The 23589-nt window shown below is 39.0% G+C and carries 15 protein-coding genes and 1 pseudogene; 14 read left to right on the top strand and 2 right to left on the bottom strand.

Annotated features, from left to right (window positions below; all coding sequences use genetic code 11):
- From B9G53_RS08920 to B9G53_RS08875, 10 genes and pseudogenes are all read left to right on the top strand, one after another.
- Nucleotides 1–954 (top strand): annotated as a pseudogene (locus B9G53_RS08920) (ATP-binding protein); the annotation flags it as partial.
- 12 nt (nucleotides 955–966) lie between these two features.
- Nucleotides 967–1908 carry a tyrosine-type recombinase/integrase gene (locus tag B9G53_RS08915; RefSeq protein ID WP_094531322.1) on the top strand — a complete coding sequence of 314 codons (942 nt, stop codon included), beginning with the start codon at nucleotides 967–969 and terminating at the stop codon, nucleotides 1906–1908.
- Between the two features lie 615 nt (nucleotides 1909–2523).
- Entirely contained in the window at nucleotides 2524–5166 is a 2643-nt protein-coding gene (locus B9G53_RS08910) for a transglycosylase domain-containing protein (protein WP_094531320.1), read from the top strand.
- Between the two features lie 60 nt (nucleotides 5167–5226).
- Nucleotides 5227–5982 carry a hypothetical protein gene (locus B9G53_RS08905; RefSeq protein WP_094531318.1) on the top strand — a complete coding sequence of 252 codons (756 nt, stop codon included), beginning with the start codon at nucleotides 5227–5229 and terminating at the stop codon, nucleotides 5980–5982.
- A gap of 12 nt (nucleotides 5983–5994) precedes the next feature.
- Entirely contained in the window at nucleotides 5995–6909 is a 915-nt protein-coding gene (locus B9G53_RS08900; protein ID WP_094531316.1) for a hypothetical protein, read from the top strand.
- Nucleotides 6902–7915, top strand: coding sequence for a hypothetical protein (locus tag B9G53_RS08895; protein WP_094531314.1), 1014 nt, complete (start codon nucleotides 6902–6904; stop codon nucleotides 7913–7915). The genes B9G53_RS08900 and B9G53_RS08895 overlap by 8 nt, the downstream gene beginning before the upstream one ends.
- Before the next feature lie 5 nt (nucleotides 7916–7920).
- A complete protein-coding gene (locus B9G53_RS08890) occupies nucleotides 7921–11433 on the top strand; it encodes a hypothetical protein (RefSeq protein WP_094531312.1) in 3513 nt (1170 codons plus the stop codon).
- 9 nt (nucleotides 11434–11442) lie between these two features.
- Nucleotides 11443–12588, top strand: coding sequence for a hypothetical protein (locus tag B9G53_RS08885; RefSeq protein ID WP_094531310.1), 1146 nt, complete (start codon nucleotides 11443–11445; stop codon nucleotides 12586–12588).
- The gene (locus B9G53_RS08880) at nucleotides 12551–14008 is read left to right on the top strand and encodes a hypothetical protein (protein WP_141211743.1); all 1458 of its coding nucleotides are present in this window, start codon (nucleotides 12551–12553) and stop codon (nucleotides 14006–14008) included. Before B9G53_RS08885 ends, B9G53_RS08880 begins: the two co-directional genes overlap by 38 nt.
- Nucleotides 14008–15264 (top strand): hypothetical protein, encoded by a 1257-nt coding sequence (locus B9G53_RS08875; RefSeq protein WP_094531305.1) that lies wholly within the window; start codon nucleotides 14008–14010, stop codon nucleotides 15262–15264. The genes B9G53_RS08880 and B9G53_RS08875 overlap by 1 nt, the downstream gene beginning before the upstream one ends.
- Nucleotides 15265–15316: 52 nt before the next feature.
- Here the strand turns inward: B9G53_RS08875 and B9G53_RS08870 are convergent, their stop codons facing one another.
- Entirely contained in the window at nucleotides 15317–18193 is a 2877-nt protein-coding gene (locus B9G53_RS08870; protein WP_176453156.1) for a pentapeptide repeat-containing protein, read from the bottom strand.
- A 38-nt stretch (nucleotides 18194–18231) separates the two neighbouring features.
- The gene (locus B9G53_RS08865; RefSeq protein WP_176453155.1) at nucleotides 18232–19005 is read right to left on the bottom strand and encodes a Uma2 family endonuclease; all 774 of its coding nucleotides are present in this window, start codon (nucleotides 19003–19005) and stop codon (nucleotides 18232–18234) included.
- 137 nt (nucleotides 19006–19142) lie between these two features.
- On the opposite strand from B9G53_RS08865, the gene B9G53_RS08860 reads away from it, so the two are divergent.
- The 4 genes from B9G53_RS08860 to B9G53_RS08845 form a co-directional block, all read left to right on the top strand.
- A complete protein-coding gene (locus tag B9G53_RS08860) occupies nucleotides 19143–19565 on the top strand; it encodes a hypothetical protein (protein ID WP_094531300.1) in 423 nt (140 codons plus the stop codon).
- A gap of 40 nt (nucleotides 19566–19605) precedes the next feature.
- Nucleotides 19606–20943 carry a VWA domain-containing protein gene (locus tag B9G53_RS08855; protein ID WP_094531298.1) on the top strand — a complete coding sequence of 446 codons (1338 nt, stop codon included), beginning with the start codon at nucleotides 19606–19608 and terminating at the stop codon, nucleotides 20941–20943.
- An 11-nt stretch (nucleotides 20944–20954) separates the two neighbouring features.
- The gene (locus B9G53_RS08850; protein ID WP_094531296.1) at nucleotides 20955–21542 is read left to right on the top strand and encodes an FHA domain-containing protein; all 588 of its coding nucleotides are present in this window, start codon (nucleotides 20955–20957) and stop codon (nucleotides 21540–21542) included.
- 172 nt (nucleotides 21543–21714) lie between these two features.
- On the top strand, nucleotides 21715–23589 hold a 1875-nt coding region (locus B9G53_RS08845; RefSeq protein ID WP_141211742.1), incomplete at its 3' end, for a hypothetical protein.

Below are 23589 nucleotides of genomic sequence, written 5' to 3'. Positions count from 1 at the left end.
TTTAATATCAAAGTCCGTTCTTTCACTCTGAGTAACTTTACCCTTGAAGATGTGAGGAATCTCTATTACCAACATACGGAAGCCACAGGACAGATATTTACACCAGAAGCAGTTGATTTAGCCTTTCATTTGACGCAGGGACAACCTTGGTTGGTGAATGCGATCGCTAAGGAAATTGTGGAATATATTACGAAAGATCCWKCTATTCCCATTACTCCTGAGTTAGTGAATCAAGCGAAGGAAATACTGATTAAGAGACAGGATACGCATCTGGATAGTCTTGCAGAAAGATTAAGAGAAGATCGAGTCAGAGCAGTGATTCAGCCTATTTTGGCTGGGCAGGAACTGCCAGATGTGCCACAGGATGATATTCGCTACGTYTTAGATTTRGGRCTTTGTACTAACGAAAATGGTTTGGCGATCGCTAATCCTATTTATCAGGAAGTGCTTCCTAGAGTGCTTGCCTATGTAACTACTGCTTCTATTGGKTATCTTCAACCAATCTGGCTTAGTGAGCAAGGTGAATTTYTGCCCGATCGCTTGTTGGAAGCGTTCTTATTATTCTGGCGGCAGCATGGAGAGCCTTTATTTGACAGTACACCCTATCCAGAGATTGCGCCTCATATTGTACTGATGGCATTTTTGCACCGTGTTGTTAATGGTGGTGGCTCATTGGAGAGGGAATATGCCATTGGTTCGGGAAGAATGGATATCTGTTTGCGCTATGGTAAGGTAACTTTGGCGATGGAGTTGAAGGTATGGGCTGATAAAAGACCTGATCCGCTTAAGGAAGGATTGCCACAGTTGGATAAATATTTATCAGGGTTGAGTTTGGATACAGGTTGGTTAGTGATCTTCGATCGCCGTAAAGGTTTGCCGCCGCTAAGCGATCGGACGACTACTGAAAATGTCGTCAGCCCCTCAGGTCGGGAAATCATTGTGATTCGAGGCTAAAGACTGCTTGATATGTCAATACCAGAGCCAATTTTATTTGTTTACGGTGAACCGCCCAAAGTGATTGCTACTACAGACTTACGCCAAGCAAGGGTTGATGAATTTTTAGCCTCAAGGTCTTTGCAGCAGAAGAGTCGTCAGGCTTATCAAGCAGATTTACGGATATTTATGGATTGGTGCGATCTGGCTTGGGTGGATGTAAGTCGGCGCAAAGTGACGCAGTTTAAAACTTTTTTGCTGAAGGAGCGTGAGTTGGCGTTGAGTTCGGTGAATCGGGTGCTGCGGACTCTGAAATCGTTTTATCGATGGATGTTGCTGTCAGAATATGTAGTTGCCGATCCGACGATTGGCATTCAGCAGGAGCGATTGCCCGATCCTGTGGCTAGGGATTTGGAGGACGAAGAGGTGTTGCGGATTTATGAGGCTATCTCGTTAGGTAAAGTGAGGTTGCGCGATCGGGCTTTGTTTTCGATTTTGTTGCATGGCTTAAGAGCAGAGGAGGTTTGTCGTCTCAATATTGAGGATTATGTGAATAGGGAATTGGTGATTAAAGAAGCGAAGTGGGATAGTAAGGGGGAAGTACCTTTGACGAAGTTGGGTATTCAGGATTTGGATGCTTATTTGGATTGGAGGAGGTCGCAAGAGGTCGAGTTATTGCCTGATAGTCCTTTGTTTGTTTCTTGTTCTAATCGTAGTCAGGGTAAGCGGTTGACCTATTGGGGGATTCGGCATGTGATGGATGATTTGGCGGAGAAGACTGGGATTGATTTGCATTCGCATCGGGGTAGGCATACGTTTGCGACGAATTTGATTGTGAAGTATGAGTTAGATCCTTCTTTGGCGATGGAGTTGACGAGACACCGGGATGTCAGGAGTTTTAGGCGTTATACCAACCGCAAGAATAAGATTGCGGCGAAACGCGCATTTCTGAAAGCGGTGGAAAAATGTGGCTAAAATGGAATAGCTGTGATTGCCTCGTAATTGATATAATAAGCATAATAAGCTCAAAAAATATTTATATACATTTACTAGGGAATAAGCTAGTATTCTGGAGTAAAGCATACGCGATGTGTAACTAAAAGTCTGAAAGCCCTGATTTCTGGTACTGCACTGATAAGCAGTTTACATTTCAGGTAGCTCAAACAACATAAGCGTAATAGCTCAAAAATAGTTGCACATCGCGTAAAGCATTTTATGTAAAAAATTTCAAATCATGAAAAAATTTGGTGTCTTTGCATTGTTTGCATCTATGAAGCATTTTTCCGATCGCTGCCTATGCCGAAGCACCATATATGCCATGTCGATGGCGGAGTACAGATTTAATTTCGACTTAATGCTTATGGAAAGCTGAGAAAATATTGAGGCAAGCGGGGTTTACGAGAGAGTTATTCCCATCCACGACTCAAGGCTCTGTAATTGGAATGAATGATGAATATACGGGATTGATTTAAAGTTCTGAAGAAAGAAGGGCTGTGTTTTTGTGATTTCTAGACCGAATGATCGCAGGGCTACAACTATAGACCAGAATACAGAATCAGTGGTAGTTGGTTGTTATGAGAGGGTAGAGTAGTGATACTGGGTGTTTTCTTGTCTTGGTTTAGTAGATTGTTCCGTAAACAGAGTGTTAAAAATTTCACTCAAAAAATAGGTAGAACTATTGGGGCTGTATTAACTAGATTACTAGGAAGTAGTAGTCAATTTAACGGTAATCTGCTTCAAAAAGCATTTCCTTATCTTTTGATTACTACTCCTAAGCCTCTCAACAACACGGAAAAATTTAAAAAGAAAGCACTAATCCCTAATCCTCATAAATTACGAGGGGTTTTAAATCCTAATTATCAAAATGCTGATACTACAGTTTATAGTTATGTTTTGGGAAGAAGTGATACCATTACTATATCTATAGAGAAAGGGAACATATATCTTGAAGGGGCTGCTCAGAAAAATGGGATTTGGAGAAAGCGATGGTTAGTTTTACCAGAAGCTTTGAACAATAAGACAACCCGACTTAAGCATAGAGATACTTTTTTTATCGGAAGTCCTTATTCGCGTCGTGCTGTAAAGATTGAGTTGCGAGATCCTCCTTTGCCAATCTTACAACCTTTTTTCTGGATATGGGAAGTTCCAATCCGTAGAGTTGTACTGCCATTGTTAGGTGTCTTAACTATTACTGCTTTAGCTCTATTGGCAATGTATTGGGCTGTTATTCCTGGGGAAATCTTGCCTAATGCTAGTTTACCAACAGTTGTTTATGCAAGGGATCGACAAACGCATTTGCAGCGTTTTAAAGAAGCTCAACCGTTTATAGGTAAAGTCTCGAAAGAACAACCATTTTGTGAGTCGTATCAAAAGGAAATTGATCAGTTATTAGGTTTTCCATCCGTCGTGTCAAAATCCGTGATTGCCTCCGAGGATAAGAGATTTTGTTCTCATATTGGGGTTGATTTTTTGGGTATGGGACGTGCTTTGCTTAAATTCGGTTCTCAAGGGGCTAGCACAATCACACAGCAAGTGGCAAAAACCATTTTTCCTGATTTTGTAGGACTAGAACCTCCACTTAAGAAAGACGAGAACTTACTAGATAAGTTGATTAAATGGAGAGATTTATTGTCTAGAAAGGCTAGAGAAATGGCAGTAGCTATTAAAATGGAGCGCTTTCATTCTAAAGATGAAATTTTACTAACTTATATCAATAAGGTTTTCTTAGGTCGGAATAATCGTGGTTTTGTTGAGGCGGCAAGGGATTATTTTAAAGATGTCAAATCTGAACAGGATATTTCTCTTGATCAGGCTGCTACCCTAGTTGCGATGATCCCTGCACCAAATTATTTTGATCCTTGTGAAAACCGCTCTAGGTTTGGAGCCCTAAATAAGTATCGTGATGATTTAATTAATGATATGCAGAAGCAGAAGTTGGTTAATTCGGAGCAGGCTGAGAGGGGCAAGACATTTGTGCAAAATTTATTTGATCTCGATAAGTGCGAACTAAGAACTGAGACGAGTTATTTGCCACGTATTTATGATAGTGAAATTTATAATGAGTTATCAAGGTTGTCTCGGAGTACAGTTGAGGAAGACGGCTTAATTGTGGAGACAACATTAGATAGTCAGAAACAGAAAAAAGCCAAGGAGTCTTTGGGAAAAACGATCGCCGAATTGAAAAGTAGTCAAAAAGGCGTATCACAGGGGGCTATGGTATCGATCAATGCTAGTACTGGGGAGATTTTAGCTTTGGTGAGTGCGATCGAACCTCAAGAGTATTGCCGCAAGGAGATAAATCCTAAGACCAAGGAGGAGGAAGAGATTTTTTGTGATTATGCTGCGGTTGAAGAGTTAAAACCAGGATCTACTTATAAAGTATTTGGTTATGCTGCAAATTTGAAAAATAATCCAGAAAATTTACAAAAACAGTATGATTGTAAACAGTTAAAAGAATTTGACTTTAAGACTGTTAAGGATCTGGACTGCCAGCCAGAATCTAAAAAGATGGATATGCAGACTGCTATGGCAGTATCTAGTAACTTAGTGGCGATCAAGGTTGCTGATGAGGCAGGGCTTGATAAGGTGATTGATTTAGTGAAGCAGTTGGGTGTGTCTTCTTTGAATCGACAAATAAATGATCGCAGTTTTCCTTATAAACCTGAGTTAAGACTGATTTTGGGAGAAAGTGGGACAAAACTTTTGGAGCTAACGAGTGCTTATGGGGTACTTGCTAATAAGGGTATATATAATGAGCCACATGTAATTAGCAGTATTTATAAGATTACGAATGGTTGTGATTTTAAAAGTAGTAATTATGCAAATAATTCACAGTGCTTTCGGCGTTATACGACGAACGGCGATCGCCCAAATGGTTTGGACTCAGTTTATAAGCCTAGGCTAGTTTTAGAGGCTTCGGTTGCGGACAAGGTGACGCAGTTGATGCGCGGTGTTGTTAGTCGGGAGGATGGTACTGCTTTTGGGGAGATTACTGTGCGAAATGCGGTTGGTAAAACGGGGACGAGTGAATGTTATGACGATCTTTGGTTTATTGGTTATGTGCCTAATGATCCCAACCATTTAGTTACTGGTGTTTGGCTAGGTAATCCTGACCATAAGCGGAATGCTAATTTAACTAAGGATGGGAGTTGTGTGAAGCCTATTTTGACAAGAAGTTCTGATGCGGCGAGGGTTTGGAATGAATATATGAAGTCTTTGGAGTATCTGGAGTAGTACATAATTTTTTTAGACTGGTATTTATGCAATAATCATCAAATACTCTGGTGAGGTGGGATGGGTATTATTTTTATTGGCGATCGCTCAGTTGGGAAGTCAACTTTGGCGCTAAATCTCGCTAGTCCGATGTCAGAGAGAGTCATAATTACAAATGCTACAGATGATGACATAGCAATGTTATCTAACGGGACGAAACTTTTACCTACAGAGATAGATGGCATAAAAAAGCCGAAGACGTTGGAGATGAGTGTCAGGCTGCTTGCTCCTGTAAAGCTGCAAGTTCAGTTAGTTGATACAGCTGGTGAAATCAATCGCATCGAATGGCAACAAAATCCCAATAATACTGAAGCGTGGCGAGATTTCAAGAAAATTGCCCAGCTAAGTAAGGCTGTAGTTGTAGTTTTACCGCCCTATCGTGAAATTGGTAATCGCATTACTGATCCGCAAACAATTCAAGATCACAATATTCCGACACAGACTCAATGGTCTAATCGTTTTGATCGGTGGGTTAATTTTTTTCTAAATTATTGCCCCAATGTTGATCATGTGGTGTTGTGCATTAATAAGGCAGATTTATTTTGCGATCTAGAGTCTGAAGCCAAAAAATTAGCTTATAAACCCAATGGTTTGACAATGGACTGGGTAGATCGTCATAATTACATAACTAATAAATATTTCAGTCCAATTATGCCCGCGATCGCAAATATTAACCGCAATCGCAGGGGGTTATTAGTTAGATGTTTTATTACGAGTATCAATAATCGCACTCTATTAGAACTTCCTTGGCTTCATCTGGCTTCTTATTTAATATAACCAAAACAGCTTATGCAGACGGTTGGATCTAACTTTTTTAAGCCCAAAGTTACCGAACATACCGGGACAATTACGATCATTGGTCCACGCAGTTCTGGTAAGACTACCTATCTCGCTGGCTTGGCTTATTTCCCGCAAAAATCTCTAGAAGAAAACAAAAATAACCCCAAATACGAAGTTAGAGTTGGTGACAGCAAAGATGCGCTGAATCTTGTGCGTGATGCTAAAAATATTTTGTTTAATGGGGGCGGCTTTAAACCTACAGTACTTGATTTCAAAGAAGCAAAAGAAAGACCAAAATCTTACGATTTTACGATTAATATCAATCATCCCCAAAAAGAAACCATTAGCCTACAAACCACAGACTTCCCTGGGGAGGGGTTAGAGAAAATTACTGATAAAACTTCAGAATATCGCGAATATTTGGAAGAGAGATTAACAGAAAAAGATTCTAGTTTCTTGATTTTATTGTCTAACTGGGAGGATGACAATGAAATTAGCGAAACCATCCAAGTTTTTAAAGACATCATTAGTTTTAAGGTTGCTCAAGAGGATTGGCAAAATCTTAGGTTTGCGGTTGCGATGAATAAATGTGAACGTGGCGAACTATGGCCAAGCCGAATCGAGCCTGAGATGGATCTATTCCATCAATATCTTCCCAATACTACCTATGAGTTGTATCAATTAATAAAGCAGTTTGGTATTCCAAAAGAAAACCTGAAGTTTTTTGCGATGTCAACGTTTGGGGTAATCCGAGATGATGATCCACGTCCAAATCGTAAGGATGAGATCAAAATAGCTAGAACCGCATCTGATGATGAGGTAAGAGTCTCAACATTAAAAGAGCCTAAGCTTTGGAAACCCTATGGCATGATTTCGCCGCTCTATTGGCTGGCTACAAAAAAGAGGCTATCACCAGATGTTTAGTTGGTTACGCAGAAAGATTATTAATTTTTTTGATTGGGTATTTAGTCTTGGCAGACCAAATTCTCAGGGTCGCCCTCAATCTCAATCCCCATATCAAAATCAGTCTGGTTCTAATTCTAATTCATTATCCGAACCAAATGCTCTTCCATCTATTTCCAATACTATTCGCATTATCGGCGATCGCGCTTGCGGGAAAACCACATACCTAGCCGCTTTGATTCGGAATCCTAATCCCGATCTTTACAATAATCCAATTGAGAAAATCGTTCCCAAATCTGGAGCTAGTGAGAGATTGGAAAACCAAGCAACAGGTATTTTAGAAGAGGGAAATATCTTTACCCCTAATGATATTTTAGGGGCAGATGAGGCAGCATTAGATATTCCAAATATTGGCTTTTCCATTACTTTAAAAGACAAAAGATCTCGATTGTTACAGTTGGAGATATTTTGTAGAGACTATTCAGGAGAGATATTTGGGGATATAAATGTAATGGAAGAACAAACATTAAAATCCTATATTGAAGATTGTGCTGATCCTGATGTACAAGGACTTATGATTTTGTTGGATGCCACTAAACATAGGCAGGATTCTGTCTATGAGATTAGTATAAGAGCTTTTATAAGGCGTTTGTTGGTTAGTAGAGTTGACGGCTGGAAGGGTAAAATTGCTGTTACCCTAACAAAATGTGAAACTCTACAGATATACAGTAAACGCAAGGAGCTAAAAAGTAGTAAGGCTTTGGTAGAGAAATATTTTCCCAAGACCTTACAATCCATGAGAAATAATCTAACCCCTGATATTGAGGTTGAATATTTCTCGTTATCGGCTTTTGGTATGATGGGACCCGAAGGAGTAAAACAACCCAATGTAGAATATGTCAAAGATATTACAGACCCAACGCTGCAATATGCTCGTCTAAAAAACAAGAATGTATGGCGACCCTTTGGATTATTTGCTCCGCTATATTGGCTATGCACTGGCGATCGACACCCTAATTTGGATTAGTTACTATGGCTAACAATACACGCACAATCTATGAATTTAGTACCAGCATTGGCATCAAAATCTTAAGTGATGGCAGATGGACGTCAACGGGGTTTCAAAGTGGTTGGAAAAACAATACTTTTGACAGTAGTCAAGCTAGTACAATTCCAGAACCAGTGCGCCAAGCGATCGCAAACAAAGAATTTAAACTTGCAGAAAGCGATCGCAGTCCATTTGCTGTAATCGGACGATTTGTGAAACGGCAAGGATGTAAAACTTGGGCGGTGGTAGCTTTTGTGATTCTGGGGATAGATAATGAAGGTCGCGATGTACCTGTATATCGCTATTTTTGTTGTGAGGCAGAGAATGATGAATCTGCTTTGGAAAGCATAGAGCAGATCCTTTATAGAGCATTATCCTATTCACAGGATAATGGTGAATTGCCATTTTTCAATCCGCACAAATTCATTGAACTAGCAAAATGTAATCCTGTAGACGAAAAAGGAATTGAATCTAGTATTACTTTGAGTGAAGAACAAAAGCTACTTATCAGAACCGATATAGAGCGTAAAAACTTAGTATTACCAAAAGGTTTTATCGAAAATTCTATGGCTGCTGGTAATGCTTATACATTGATCAAGTTAAACAGGTTTGCTTGGGAGAGAGCTTTAGCAACTAGACAAGTAGAAATCAGTCAAGGCACACTTATAGATAATTTTGCATGGGCGTATAATGTCGAATCACTAGAGCGCCAAAATGGTTTTGTGGTTATTCAGACAGCCTATGGAAGTCTCAGACAAATACGTGGTAGTAGTTCCGATATATTTGTTTCAGGGGTGAATGAGCAGGGATTGAAAGCTGCTATTAAGGCAATTACGGAGCCACAACAATTTAAAGTGGAAAAGGTTATTGAACTTTCCACTATTTTGCAGGATAAAAAGCTAAGAGATGTTCAGTTTCTAAGTAGAATTTTTGAAGATTTAGCTGGGCGTGGTGTTTTGCCTAATACCAGTCATCCTACTACAATTAAGCTGTTTGTACTCAGAGTTTTCTTGACATCTAGTGCAACGTTCAATACTTTCCTGAAATGGTTTAACCAGCAAGATCCACAGGGTAAATTAGTAAATATTTACAAGAAATTTGAGCAAGATTTCTTTAATACTATCGATGCTTATCCTAGTGACTGTGCCACGTTGAAGGAGATGGTGAGTGAGGAAGTATGCCAAGCAGTTTTAGAGTCTCTACTTGTCAAACGAGACATATCACCTGAAAGCTTGTATGTGCTAATGCAGAATAGTCGTTGGATTAAGAAACAGAATCTGTTAGAATCCATTAGAACGGGAATTACAGAAGTAGATAGTGCTATCGCTGCAAAGACGGCATTCTCAGGTGCAGATATCTGGAAACCACTTGAGCGATTTATCGAAAAAGTTCAGCGATCAAAAGTGTCGTCAGGTACTTCTACACAAAGAATTAAAGCTAACTCTGAATTGCCAAAATGGTTGAGGACTATATTGCCAGAGTTTATTAGCAGTCATTTGGGCGATCGCTGGCGAGACATTAATGCCAGCCAGAAAAAACGAGCAGAAGCAAGAGAGCAGGAGAATAGACTCGTTAAAGCGGAAGCTTATTATATCCCTCTAGCTGAGTTACTGAGAATGCTTAGCCCAAATACCGATGAGCATCTTTACTTTGATTGCATTTCTAATGCACAGCAAAAACTGCCTTTAGCTTATTCTGCGATCGGCGATGCTGACAATACAGGAAAAAAACGATTCAACTTAACTATTGGTAAGCCAACTTCTATCGATAATATCGAGAACAAACTTGTAGGACAACAGATATCATTTTTCTTGATAGCCTTCATCTCGGTTATTATAGTTCCTCTTTTGTATTTGATTGTTAGCATAATTTTATGGGGTGGGGGAGGTTTGTGGAAATTGATTGGATATATCATTAATGGAGTTATATATAGGCTTAAACAATTTTGGGAATGGATAATAGGGATTACCCCTGATGATGCTTTGAAGAATTCTATCAGGCAAAAAATCACAACACTACTCGACGTTAATTACGCAAACACAGCCGATTCAAAAAAAATAGTTTTGGATTGTATTGAAGGAATAGGGAGACTTTTGTTTATAAAGAAAAATGAATCAGAACAGATTTGCTTAGAATTCACTAAAAGTATATTGGAAGAACTAGAATCTAAACTCAAAAGAAATTCAAGTTCGCAAGTCTTGGTAGAAAGACTAAAGTTCTTTAGAGTATATTTTCTTTCAACTGATCATGATGAAATTAATCAATACTTAGAATGGCTAAAGAAATTAAAAGGATATAAAAGAGATAGAGTATTGAATTTTCAAAATGAGTTCAAAAAAATTCTTGATAACATCAAAACAGATAATAAAGACAATCAAGACACAAAAGACTATGTTGAGCCATTCGTTACAGATGTTATCAATTTTATTCTCAGTAGAGTGATTGATGACAAAGAAAATTCAACATCTTATAAATATATAATTGATTGGATCGTTCATCATAGAAGTTTTGTTTTCTCTCGAAATTTAGTTGGCTATGTAATTAAAGACCTAGGACAATTTACTCGTACTGAGTCTAATGAATCAGATATGAGCTTTTGGTGTAGTTATAATTTCTGGGACAAATTAAAAGAGAATTGGGATAACTTTCGTAAAACAAATGAGAGGAAAACTGCTCCAGAATATCAAAATCTCGTAAAGTTCTTTGACGCACTAAATCAAGAATTAAGCAAAACACCTTACGAGCAAGAATGTAATCTCGCCTTAGGTTTGTCTGCATATTTCTCGCAGATTTCCAATGGTTATGTTTCAGAAGATGTTTTGCAAAAAGTTGGTCAGGAAGAAGTATATGGATTAAAGTTAACTTTAAAACAATCAGACGATGATAATCCTCCCGCCAATACTCAACGCTCTAGCACTAAACGTAATCAGTCTAATTCAAATAAAGACAAAGATTATATTGGATTAGTGGTGCTTGGAATTATATTCTTATTAAGTCTTTTGGTGCTGGTAGTTGTAAATCACCTTAACAATGCTCCAAAAGATTTGAGCAATCAACCTCAAACAGCTACTTATTCAAATACAGGTGGCGATAATATTTCTCCATCTCCATATCCAAGCTTCGAAAGCAACCAAACTAAATCTAAATTAACTTGCAAGGCTAGTATCAATGGTGAAGATATCGACCTAGAAATCTCTAATATATCTACATCGACCAAAGAAATTTATTCCTCCATGTATGCAGTAAAAGAACAAAAAAAACAAGACTTGATACAATACAAGTCACTAACACAACCTACTAATAATAAATCAGAGTCAACTATTAAAAATATGGACGGGGAAGGGGCATTTTTATCTAAGACAAAGTACTACATTGTTGCATCTACCCAAAAACTGAACGAATATAAAAAAACAGATGATTTGAAAAAGGATATTGGACGTTTTAAACCAAATCAAGCTGTCGAAGATCCTTGCTATGTGACCATTACTACCCAATAGTTAATTAATATGAGAACTTGGATATTTATACTTGCCAGCATCACCTTCGCCATAACAGGTTGGAACTTTGGACAACTTCTCCTCACTGAATTTGGGTTGCGAAACCTAGGATGGCAAAACGAAATAGTAATGATTCCATCTGTAGCCCTATGGCTATCATCAGGAATCGTCCTTACCGAAATTTTTGTCAGCAGCCCCACCCGCCCCAAACGGAACCTACAAGTTGCCATCATCCCGATCGCAGTTGCCATAGTCCTCAGCTTGACCTTCGGCTTAGTTAGTAGCGGTATTTACACCTTTCTTGACGATCCTAATCTAGGGCGAAAGCTATTTAAACTGAACCCTGCTGACATCAGAAGATATAACTGGATATTATTGGGACTGACTGTCGCCATATCCGAATCATTAGCATGGTGGTGGCGTAGCCTCGAAGCCAAAGACTCAGCGAGGTTTTGGAAAAGACTCCTAATCAGCATCATCGCAAGCATTATTGCAGGATGGCTTGCTAGCAATGCCTTCGAGTATCTCCGCAGCCTCAACATCATGGATAGTTATAAAAAACTAGAAGACCCCATAGGTTTAATGCTATTAGGAATATTTCTAGGATTAGCATTTGGCTTATCCACATCGCCCAGTTACATGGCAGCCCTACGAGCAGGCGCAGGTTTTGAATTTGAATGCATACCAGATCCTGCAAGTTCTTCTGAAGGTAGAAATACTCAAAAGCCAATGAAAATTCTCGATCCAAAGGGTTATATCCAAGGACTCAGATTTATTGGCAATTTCCCTCCAGATGAAGGCATCACCGAAGGTATGTCAATTCAATTGCCAAATACCAATATTCTCCAAAAAATACTCAAAATATTAAGTGGTAATGCCAAAGGCGTTGTCATTGGTTCCGACGAAAATCCCGATGGTAATATCCGCTTAGCGAATGTGCCATTCAAACTAGCAGAAGTCAGAATCGGTCAGAGAGAAACATGGCTACATCCCGAAAAAGGCGTTAACAATCAAATCCTTGTTGATGGTACTGGCTTATCTCGTTCCACGCCCGTAAGATTAAAACACAATACAATCCTGACATTTTATTGCAATGACGAAATCAACTTTTACCGCTTTGTCTACTACAATCGCTTCCTCGATCCACTCTCTTAGCCTTGCCCTGATTTTGTCTAGCACTGTCAGTTACTCCGCCCATGCCGAAGGCGAAGAATCTGTATGTGTTGATGCGAATGGACAGAGACAAGCTTGTATTCAAATAGTCGGTAAACCTAAACGGCTCACTCAATGTCAGGAGGAAGAAGCTAGAAAAAATGCTCCAGAATGTCAGGGTATGAGCGCCAACAGTGAAAGATATGAGCTTTCCATCAGGGCAACTCAAGCCGATGGTCAAATAATTAACAACCTCGAACAATCAAATCTAGCTATTAAGATCAATGGCAAATCGATCAAGCCATCGATTACGACAGCCAATGTAACTGCACCGCTCAGAGTAGTTGTATTACTGGACTATAGCGGTAGTATGGAAGCCCTTGACGCAAAAGATAATCGAAAATTGGTGGGGGCAGTCAATGGAATTAAAAGTTTCATCCAAAAACTGCAAAAAAATCCCGATGTAAAACTTGCAGTCATGCCATTTGCTGCTGTACCTAACAAAAAAGCCTGTAGATCTTTTCCGATTACAGACAAAATGTTGTTTGCTGAGAATCCTAAAAATCAGGAACTGCTCAATCTTAATAACTTTTATGCCCCTAACGCCGCCGTATTAAGTACCTATCTAGAGACATTAGGAAATGTTGACAACCTTTGTCTGGATACTTCGACAAATTTGTATGATGCTCTCGCTCTATCCTTAGAATTTTTGGGTGATCGCACCAACAAGGAATTTTATCCCCCAATTCCTCAAGATCCTAAAAGCTCCCAAGGTGCAGAAATTCAACAGCCCAACCTTTTTATTGTGATGCTCTCCGATGGATTTAACACGGTTCCCTTTGAGAAATCACAGCCAGATGTTTGCAGTTCCGCCCACAGGGACAAATTTACAAAGGAATATCTCAAGAATCCTAAATATTCTGGAATTAAGATATTTACTCTCGGTTACGGTAAAACACCAAACCAACTACAGGCTCAGTATAGGCTGACAGAACCTGCTGCTTGTAAACATACATCCGATAAAGGTACTTCCAAAAATCCAGTTCCTGCAAGAGAATTTCTCGATGAGAATACTTTAAAGGCGATCGCTACTGCAACGGGGGGCTTTTCAGATATGAGTGGCGATGCTGAAAAACTCGCCGAAATCTTTACCAAGATCCGTAATGCGATCGGTGGGGAATATAAACTTACTTATACTTTAGATAAGGCAGAACGGGCTGAAGCTTATGAAATATCTGTCTCAGCCTTATTTGAAGGCAAAACTTTAACAGATACTAAAAAAGATACAATCGGTACATTTGCCTTTGAAATTCTACCCTTAGGCGACAGGCTAAAGCTTTGGGGGAATGTATTGTTACTCGCTGGAATATTCGGCGGGATTCCATTTTATTTCTGGGCTAAGAGTTTGAGGAAAAAAGGCTAATGGTAAAGCAATTAAGACTTTTGCAGGTAATCGTAAGCATTGGCTTGTTAATCGGAGGATGTAACAGTACCAGCAGTGCTGCTAATGGCGGTTGTAATGATGTAAATTTAAATTCACTTCCAAGCCCTGTAATTTCAACAAAGGCTGAGAGTCAAGATCCTAATATTATCACTAATCTTCAGCCAAATAAACCTCAATCCTATACATTTTCTGTTAGTCCACAGACAGGAAGAAATCTGCAATATTCTATTGTGATGGATAGTAAGTTAAAACAATTGCCAAATATTTGCGTGTTTGTGCGATCGCCAAGCAAAGACATCTTAAAAGATTCTCAGCTTGCAGCCTTACCTGAAAATGGCATTTACATTATAGAAATACATACCTTATCGCCTGTAGTTAGTAATCCAACCTTGTTCTTTACTTTGGGCGCTAAGGAATCGCCGATTCCCTATAGATTAGAAATCGAGGCTCTAAATCGTTTTGAAGAAACCCAAAAAGCCTTAAAACTCCTTTCCACTAAGATTCAAGAATCAGCGATGGAGAGGAGAAATAATCCGAGTGCAAATCAGGAAAATAAACCAGAGCAAGACTCTTACTATGAGAAACTCAGCAAAGATGAAAAGTTTATATTTGAGAACCTGGGTAAGGTGCTAGATATATCAGATATATCCCGTTTGATCGTTGATGCTAAATATGTAGGTGATAATCGCCGAAAACTAATCGCAGTAATTTACTCATATCAGGCGCGCACACCATTTCTATACAGAAAAGGGGGCAATTATTCAGATACTGTAATTAATGGCATTCTCAATCCAGAAACAGCAGAAGCAATCACTATAGACGTTTTAGACTCCAATTATAACCGTGATATTTCACTTCGTCCACTTTCGGAAATATTGATAAAAAATCAAGCTAATTCAAAGGAAATAGCGGAATCTCTTGTAAAAAGGTATTTTCAAAATATTCGCGATCGCTTGTGTCAAGATAACTGGAATATGCTTACAGAAGAAACTCAGCAAAGGTATAAAAATCAAGAAATTGAATATCTTAAAAAATGCATCAGAGGGATTAAAAAAATGCCCAATGTAGAAGCAAATGAAATTATTGTGGATCAAACGATAACTATTTCCGTTGAGGTTGAATGGAATCAGACCGATAAAAAGCAAAATATTAAATTTTGTCTACCAAGTTCCAGCAAACTCAAGCCCGATTCCAAACTTACGATTATTTCTCATAACTCCTCATGCAAATCCTAGTAATGGATTGGATAGTAGTGTTACCCATCTGAATTTAAAGCTACTGCAACAACTAGCCACCAAACAAGCTGCTAATCTTAGCGAAAATCTCTTCGCAGTCTGAAAGGAAATTTGTATAACGATACACCATGCCTTTGATAACATAGAAGGCATTTTCAAATAAACTCTTCTTCTCAGGAGTCTGAGGCTCTTGACATGACTGGGCAATACGTGCAAGTTGCTCTAAAGTCTTATCTTTTACGACTTGAGGAAGATCAGCGCTGCTATTGATTTTACCTTTAAGATCTTCAAGTAATTCTCTAATACCTTTTTCATTGGGATCAGAGGATTTAGGTAAAGCGTTGATAATATTTGTAACATCACCTAGGATAGTTCCTGTGTTAAGAGTACCTGTCACAGAACCCTGAATACTGACACTAGTTGAGCCAGTCTGTGCTTGAGATTGATTAGTATCTGTAGTCATGGTAGGAGTGACACTAACTGTAACTGTAGTTGGATTAATTGAAAATGATACACCACTTAGGTCTATTAGGCTACTAGGTCTTATTTGCTTAATAGCATTAAATAGTGATATGCCCCATTTAGATACTGACACCCAATGACCCTGTTTAGGTGAGCAATGAACAGTAGAAACTTTGTCTAGGTCTTTATTAGTGTTGTTTAATGTCTCTGAATCTTCATTTTGTTCAACAGCTTCAGTCAAAATACTATGTGTTCTAATGATTTCTGACTCTGATTCAGGTTCAGAAGGGATTAGAAAAATTTTACTTCCTTCTTCTTGAATTTGAAACTTTTTTTTCTCCAAGACATCAAGTATTTTTTCCTGAATTCTTGCATGATCTTGTTGAATATTATCTAAGTCATCAGAATTATATGACAATATTTTTATTTGAATATATCCTGTTTCTGTAATACTGATTCCCGCTAACATTGCATCAGGATAACTATTTATTACAGTTTCTAGCGCCAATAATCCTGCGAATTCTTGTTCACGAGAATTCATTTCAAAAAGTATTTGTATGCTATTTACATGTTCCTCGCACAATCTTTCAAAGTCTCCATCCTTAAAATTAGAGATAGATGGACATTTATTAAGATATCTATCAGTTATAAAAATGTATTTACAATTGATTTCATCAAATCTTGTTGTTTTACCAATACTCCATTCTTGAATGCAAGCTCCCGTAAACCTAGCTCTTGTGAATTGAGTCCCAATGGCTTTTGTTCTTAGTAAAATTGATCCTTCAAGGTTTGCATCGGTTAGATTTGCATTTGTTAAATCTGCATCTCTTAAATCTGCACCAGTTTCTCTTTCCTGTTCAGCCATAGATGTAGTTTCGGTATTTAAATCTATCTTACAAAATGATGATTCAGATGCTTTAGCGCCTCTCATATTTGCGCCAACAAGGATGGCTCCTTTTAAGCAAGCTCTTTCAAGGTTAGCCCTAATGAGTGATGCTTCTGTAAGATTTGCTTTTTCAAGATTTGCTTCAGAGAGGATTGCATTTTGCAGATCTGTACCAACAAGTATTGCACTTTTGAGAGAGGCATTTTCTAAATTTATACCTTTAAGAAATGCATTTGTAAGGTCGGCTCCATCAAGATTTGTAGAACTAAGAATAGCATTTTCAAGAATTGCATTTTTTAGATTGGCATTCTCTAAATTTACTCTTACCAGATTAATTCTCCTCATATCTGTACTAACAAGAATAGCTCCTTGGAGGCAAGCACTTTCAAGATCTGCCCCAATAAGCGATGCTTTTGTAAGATTAGTATTCTCAAGATTTGCTCTAGTGAGGATTGCATTTTGTAGATCTGCACCAACAAATACCGCTCTTTTGAGAGAGGCATTTTCTAAATTTATACCTTTAAGAAATGCGTTTGTAAGGTCGGCTCCATCAAGGTTTGTAGAACTAAGAATAGCATTTTCAAGAATTGCATTTTTTAGATTAGCGTTCTCTAGGTTTAGCCCTGCTAAATTTGCCTTTGATAAATCAACACCTTCCAGATCAACCCCTCTGAATATATCTCCATAGTTCTGACTGCTCAATACACTAGTAAAATCAATTCCACCAAGATTTCGGAATTGCTTCAACTCTGAACAAAAAATAGCTAATTGCTCGGAAGAAAGATTATTCCCTGTTAGAAATCTTCTAATTAATGGCGAATTAAGTATAGTTCCATCTAGTTTTGTACCAGTAAAGTCAGTATTTATGCATATTGATGCATTGAGATTTGCCCCTGTAAGGTTTGTATTCCCAAACTTAGCGTTAGTAAAATCAGCCCCAGTCAAATCCAAGGCATTATCTTCAAAACTTGTAGAGCCTAGATCAATTAACTTGATAGCGTTATGCCAGAACCAGTTTCGTTTTTTTTCTAAAATAACCCATCCAATTGATATTCCAGATATAACAATTATGAACGCAAGGATATATGTTTCATCCTTGACTATCTCTCCAGCATTTAGAGTATTCTGTGCAAAAAATGTAGTAATTATAAGTGTGATAGCTACATCTATTAATGTAATTAAAAATAAAGATAATACCTCCACTTTCTTATAAAATTTAAAGTTTACTGTTCTGATAATAGCCACTATCAAAGTTAGCTGTTCTACTAAAATAGGAAGTGCTAACAAAGAAATAAACCATAGCAATATATCTAATAAAGATACATAATAATAATCCTCAGAAAAATGCATTCTAGTCAGTGTTGTAGCAATCCATGCCACTCCTATACTAGACAAGATAGACAATGCAATAACTAATACAGCACTGCATAATATACAGATATTAGATATTCCAGCGATCGCCCCGATAAAGTCTTCTTTAAGATTATACTTTTCCCCAGTATTTGTGATTAAAGTGTCGCCTTTGCGATCAACAAATTTCTTACCTCTAAAATCTTGACTCTTGTTAGATTCATCTGTCATTCCACCATTCTCCATATAAGTTAAATTAAATTGAGTCACTATACCAAATCTTCGGGACTAATCCCTAAACTGCTTAGCTGCTCAAGCTTTAATCCATCAATGAGCTTTTCGACAAGCTTTTGGCGCTTTTGTTGCTCTTGCTCAGCACGCTCTTCACCTGTTAGCAACAAATCACCCTCAGCATTCCACCAACGCAACCAAGGTAACTGCACATTTTGATATACTCCATGCCAGATACCTAGCTCAACCGCTAAAGGAGCGATCGCATAATGTCCTCTTTCATTTGCGGCAACCTCCTGATACACATTATCCACAAGGTGATATAGCTCAACCTGTGCCTTCCTCACTTCATAAATGGCATAGTAAGGAATACGGATCGCTTGCTTATATACCCAAAACTTCCCAGGCTTCCCCTCTTTACTTTGTGATGGTGGGGTGCGATCGCGCTCTTCTCTCCCATTCCCAGAAACAAACTCGATCGCAATTAAGGGCGCAACATACTCCTGCCACAATACATAGGAGCGGCGCATTTGACCATCGAGAGTAGGCGGTACATTGGGGATATAGCACCAGTCGGGAGCCTCAGCCCCTTTTTCAGGCGGATCGGTTAGTCGCCAATAGATGCCAGAATCTTGACCAATACAATATTGGCGATCGGGATGACGTTGCTGCAACAAAGGCTGAATAGAATCAGTAAGCAGAATACTTTGAGGATGTTCCTGATAGTTATTCACAAACTTACCATCTGACTCTGGTAATTGGGTATGGTCGGGTAAAGCCAGAATTAGGTCTGATGATATAGCGTTGATCATGCGCCTTAACCCTATATAAGGTATTTTTAGTACGTTAATCTCTATTTATTTATACTATAAACTCAAAGACCGCTCGATTATCTGTAAGCGATCGCAAGGTTTCTCAGTAAGCCGCCACATTAGTATTTAAATTTTTTATGCCGCCCCAAAAGTACGAGCTATTTCTATCGATTAAAGGTACGTCAGCACCAGAATGTCAGTGCGAGATAATTCTGGATGAAGACGAAGAAAACAACAAAGCCAAACTCGAACTTAAGTTTCAACAGGAACGGGACAAAATCAGGGAAACCTTACAGACTTACGTCGATCGCAATGTCAACCCACCGAGAGGAGTTGGTAATGAATTTCTTAATGAGGTGCTTCAGTCATGGATGCGAGAAATCAGCGAAGGGTTTCGTACTACAATGCTGACGAGAGATTTACCTGTGCTGACTAACGACGAAATTGATAAACTAGATGACGATGGTTATCGCATCTTGCCAGAAGACTTAGAGTTTATTCCGCCAGATATTAACGACATAGAACCTACAATAGGTGTGCTACCGCCCCTTAACTTTTGAAAAATTGACTTTTAGTAATCCCAATCGGTAATTTACATCCATGTCAAATGTCCCAAATGTCTTGATTACACCGCATCGCGACTACTTGCCTGCTGACTCTAACGAGCAAAGGCTATTTGTGATGCTGAAGATACCTCCTGCCAAGGAAGTGAGCAAAGCACGCCCGACAACTTCTTTTGTGATCGTTGTCGATACAAGCGGCTCCATGGATGACAGGGTTGCCATTGGTAAAAAAACTAAACGTGAAATTGTGATTGAGTCTCTATTGGGGCTAATCAAAACAGGTAAAGTCTCAGAAAAGGATAGTATTGCCCTCATTCAGTTTGATGAAACTGCTTCTAGGATTATCGATCTGACTCCTGCCACTGAAACAGCCAAATTAGAAAATGCCATCAACCAGTTACGCGGATTTTCGGGCGGAACACATATGCGAAAAGGCTTGCAGTTAGCGCTGCAAACCCTAGTTGATCGCCCGATGTCTAATCAAAGAGTATTGCTATTTACCGATGGACAAGCCTTTGATGAAGAGGACTGTCTCGCGCTAGTTAATGAGTTTGCCTCAAAAAATATTCCAATTACCGCTTTAGGTGTGGGTAATGATTTTAATGAAGATTTGCTCAATCGCCTGAGTGATGCGGCGGGTGGTCGGACTTTTCATGTGGTTATGGATAATGCATCGGGCGCACAGGTAGCGATCGATGATTTGCCTGCTAAGGTCGCTGAGGAGCTGAGCTTGGCGCAGGATGAAGTACTTACAAATTTGGTGCTTTCGGCAAAGACTGTACAAGGGGTAGAGTTGTGTCGCATTATGCGGGCTTACCCATCTTTTACGGAGTTTTCTTTAGAAAAGCTGCCCTGTGCGATCGGGAATGCTTCGGCAAGTGATGAAACCATTTTTATTCTGGAGTTTAATATTGGTAGTCGTCCTGCTTCGCGGATTCGGATCGCGCAGGTGGGGATCACTTACAATGTGCCAGGTGAAAATCGTAAGGGCGAATTACCACCTCAAGCTCTGGTTGTACAGTTTATGGCGGGTGATAGTTTTGCGGTTGAGGTCGATCCTGATGTCATGCACTATGTGCAGCAGTGTAATCTTGATAAGATTGTTAATGAGGCAACTAGAGTTGCTGAGTCCGATCCGCAAAGAGCCGAACAACTTTTAGAAAATGCGCGGCGCATGACTCAACGGGTTGGTAATGTGGCAATGGAGCTGTCCTTGTCCTCGGCTCAAGATGAGTTGCGTAAAACTCGCCAGATTTCTAGCAGTACGCGCAAAACCATCAAGATGGGATCTAAGGGTAAGACAGTGAAGATGGAGGGCGGTATCAATGAGCTACTGCTTTCTGAAGAAGAAATCCAAAAAGCATCAGGAACTTAAGAGGTAAAACAATGGCTATGGAATGTCCCGAATGCGGTCACAGCAATATTGATGGTGTGGTTTATTGTGAGAAGTGTGGTCATGAGTTTGGCTCGGACTCGGAGAGGCTAGTTACGGGTAATTTTTCTAGAACTGATGCAGATGTAGAAACAGGTATAGAGGAAGTACAAGAAACTGAGAAACCACCAATAGCATCGGATGCGGAAGAGCCGATTAAGGTCACAGGAGCATTAAAGTCGGATAATTTTGTCAAGGCTAGACTTGTTCCTGAATCCGAAATGTTTCCTGTGAAAGAAATCCTCTTAAAAAGAGGATTGGTACTCGTAGGAAAGTTCGATCCAGATTATGGTCCAGTGGATATTGATTTTGAGAATCTGCTTGATATGGAAAAAGCGGAAAAGATATCAAGGCAACATGCAGAATTATATTTTGAGAATGGAGTTTGGAATGTCAAAGATTTAGGTTCAACTAATGGAGTGTATATTAGACGGGTGAATGCGTCGAGGTTTTCTGCTAGGTTGACTTCTCCAGAGGTTTTACATTCGGGAGACGAAGTTGTTTTTGCCAACATTCATTTTGTGTTTGAAACTCTCAACTAATTTAGTCCCTACGCAAATAAGCCAAGAACTCAAGTTCTTGGCTAAAAGCTCAAGTCTGCTGAAGCAGACTGAAGAGTACTCCTAATTAACCCGTTTCAACGGGTTTTAGCTTTGAGCCTTGCACTTGAGTGCAGGGCTGCGTTAATAATCGCTCTAATTTCGATTAGTTACTATGGCTAACAACACTCGCACAATCTACGAATTTAGTACTGGCGTTTTCATCAAGATCCAAAGTGATGGCAGATGGGTGTCAATGGGGTTTAAAGGTGGTTGGGAAAACAATACTTTTGATAGTAGTCAAGCTAGTACAATTCCCGAACCCGTGCGCCAAGCGATTGCAAACAAAGAATTTAAACTTGGAGACAATGATCGCAGTCCATTTGCTGTAATCGGAAGATTGGTAAAACGAAAAGGTTATAAGCCTTGGGCGGTGTTAGCTTTTGTGATTGTGGGAGTCGATAATAGTGGTCGGAATGTACCTTTATATCGTTATTTTTGTTGTGAGGCGGAGAATGATGCGTCTGTGCTGGAAAGCATGGATGAGATTCTTTATAAAGTTGTATCCTATGAAAAACTCAATGGTGAATTGCCATTTTTCAATCCGCAGTTTACTGAACTAGCAAAAAATTCAAGCGCAGATAAAAAGATTGCTAATAACATCACTTTTAGTGCACAACAAACGCAATTTATCAGCACTGACAAAGGAAATAAATGCTTAGTATTGCCAAAAGGTTTTATTGAAAATTCTGTGGCTGGCAATGCTTATACGTTGATCAAATTAAATATGTTTGCATGGCAGAGAGCTTTAGCAACTGGGCAAGTAGCGATCGCTCAAGACACCTATGAAGTAGAGAAAATAGATAATTTTGCATGGGCATATAATGTCCAGTCACTAGAGCGCCCATATAGTTTTGTGGTCATTCAAGCGGAAAATGATAGCTACTATCGGAATCTTACACAAATACGCAGTAGTATCTTTGTTGCAGGAGTGAATGAGCAGGGCTTGAAAGCTGCCATCAAAGCAATTGTGGAACCACAACAATTTAATGTAGAAAAGGTTATTGAACTTTCCACTATTTTGCAAGATAAAAATTTAAGAGATGTTCAGTTTCTAGGTAAAAAAATCTTTGAAGATTTAGCTGGGCGTGGGATTCTGCCTAATACCAGTCATCCTACTACAATTAAGCTATTTATACTTAGAGTTTTCTTGACATCTAGTGCAACGTTCAATACTTTCCTGAAATGGTTTAATCAGCAAGATCCACAGGGTAAATTGGTAAATATTTATAAGAAATTTGAACAAGATTTCTTTAATACTATCGAAAATTATCCTAATGAATGTGCCACGTTGAAGGATATGGTGAGTGGGGAGATATGCCAAGGGATTTTAGAATCTCTACTTGTCAAACGAGAGATATCGCCTGAGAGCTTGTATGTACTGATGCAGAACAGTCGTTGGATTAAGAAGCAGAATCTGTTAGATGTCATTAGAGATGGAATTAAACAGGTTGATGACGCAATTATTGCAAATACTCCATTTTTAGGTGCAGATGTCTGGAAACGACTAGAGCAATTTATCGGAAAAGTTCAGCGATCAAAAGGGTCATTTGGCAATCCTAAACAAAGAGTTCAATCTAACACTGAATTACCAAAATGGTTGAAGAATATATTGCCAGAGTTTATTAGCGATCATTTGGGCGATCGTTGGCGAGACATTAATCATAGTCAGGCAAAACTAGCAGAAGCAAAAGAGCAGGAGAATAGACTCATTCAAGCGGAAGTCTACTATAGCCCTCTAGCTGAATTACTGAGAATGCTTTCTCCTAATACAGATGAGTATCTTTATTTTGATTGCATTTCCAATCCACAGCAAAGACTACCTTTAGCTTATTCTGCGATCGGCAATGCTAGCAATGCTGCAAGAAAACTATTTAACCTAACTATTGGCAAACCAATTTCTATCGATGATATCGAGAACAAACTTATAGGACAACAGATTTCATTTTTCTCTGTAGTGCTAATTTCAGTCATAGTAATTCCTATGCCG

The organism is Pseudanabaena sp. SR411, from assembly GCF_002251945.1.
GTDB lineage: Bacteria > Cyanobacteriota > Cyanobacteriia > Pseudanabaenales > Pseudanabaenaceae > Pseudanabaena.
Note: the sequence above shows the minus strand (reverse complement) of the source record. Positions and strands in the feature narration are given on the sequence as shown.

Bases quoted from the DNA above. Each gene is read 5' to 3' on its own strand.
- B9G53_RS08915 (WP_094531322.1), top strand. From the start codon at position 967: ATGTCAATACCAGAGCCAATTTTATTTGTTTACGGTGAACCGCCCAAA.
- B9G53_RS08905 (WP_094531318.1), top strand. From the start codon at position 5,227: ATGGGTATTATTTTTATTGGCGATCGCTCAGTTGGGAAGTCAACTTTG.
- B9G53_RS08900 (WP_094531316.1), top strand. From the start codon at position 5,995: ATGCAGACGGTTGGATCTAACTTTTTTAAGCCCAAAGTTACCGAACAT.
- B9G53_RS08895 (WP_094531314.1), top strand. From the start codon at position 6,902: ATGTTTAGTTGGTTACGCAGAAAGATTATTAATTTTTTTGATTGGGTA.
- B9G53_RS08890 (WP_094531312.1), top strand. From the start codon at position 7,921: ATGGCTAACAATACACGCACAATCTATGAATTTAGTACCAGCATTGGC.
- B9G53_RS08885 (WP_094531310.1), top strand. From the start codon at position 11,443: ATGAGAACTTGGATATTTATACTTGCCAGCATCACCTTCGCCATAACA.
- B9G53_RS08875 (WP_094531305.1), top strand. From the start codon at position 14,008: ATGGTAAAGCAATTAAGACTTTTGCAGGTAATCGTAAGCATTGGCTTG.
- B9G53_RS08870 (WP_176453156.1), bottom strand. From the start codon at position 18,193: ATGACAGATGAATCTAACAAGAGTCAAGATTTTAGAGGTAAGAAATTT.
- B9G53_RS08865 (WP_176453155.1), bottom strand. From the start codon at position 19,005: ATGATCAACGCTATATCATCAGACCTAATTCTGGCTTTACCCGACCAT.
- B9G53_RS08860 (WP_094531300.1), top strand. From the start codon at position 19,143: ATGCCGCCCCAAAAGTACGAGCTATTTCTATCGATTAAAGGTACGTCA.
- B9G53_RS08855 (WP_094531298.1), top strand. From the start codon at position 19,606: ATGTCAAATGTCCCAAATGTCTTGATTACACCGCATCGCGACTACTTG.
- B9G53_RS08850 (WP_094531296.1), top strand. From the start codon at position 20,955: ATGGCTATGGAATGTCCCGAATGCGGTCACAGCAATATTGATGGTGTG.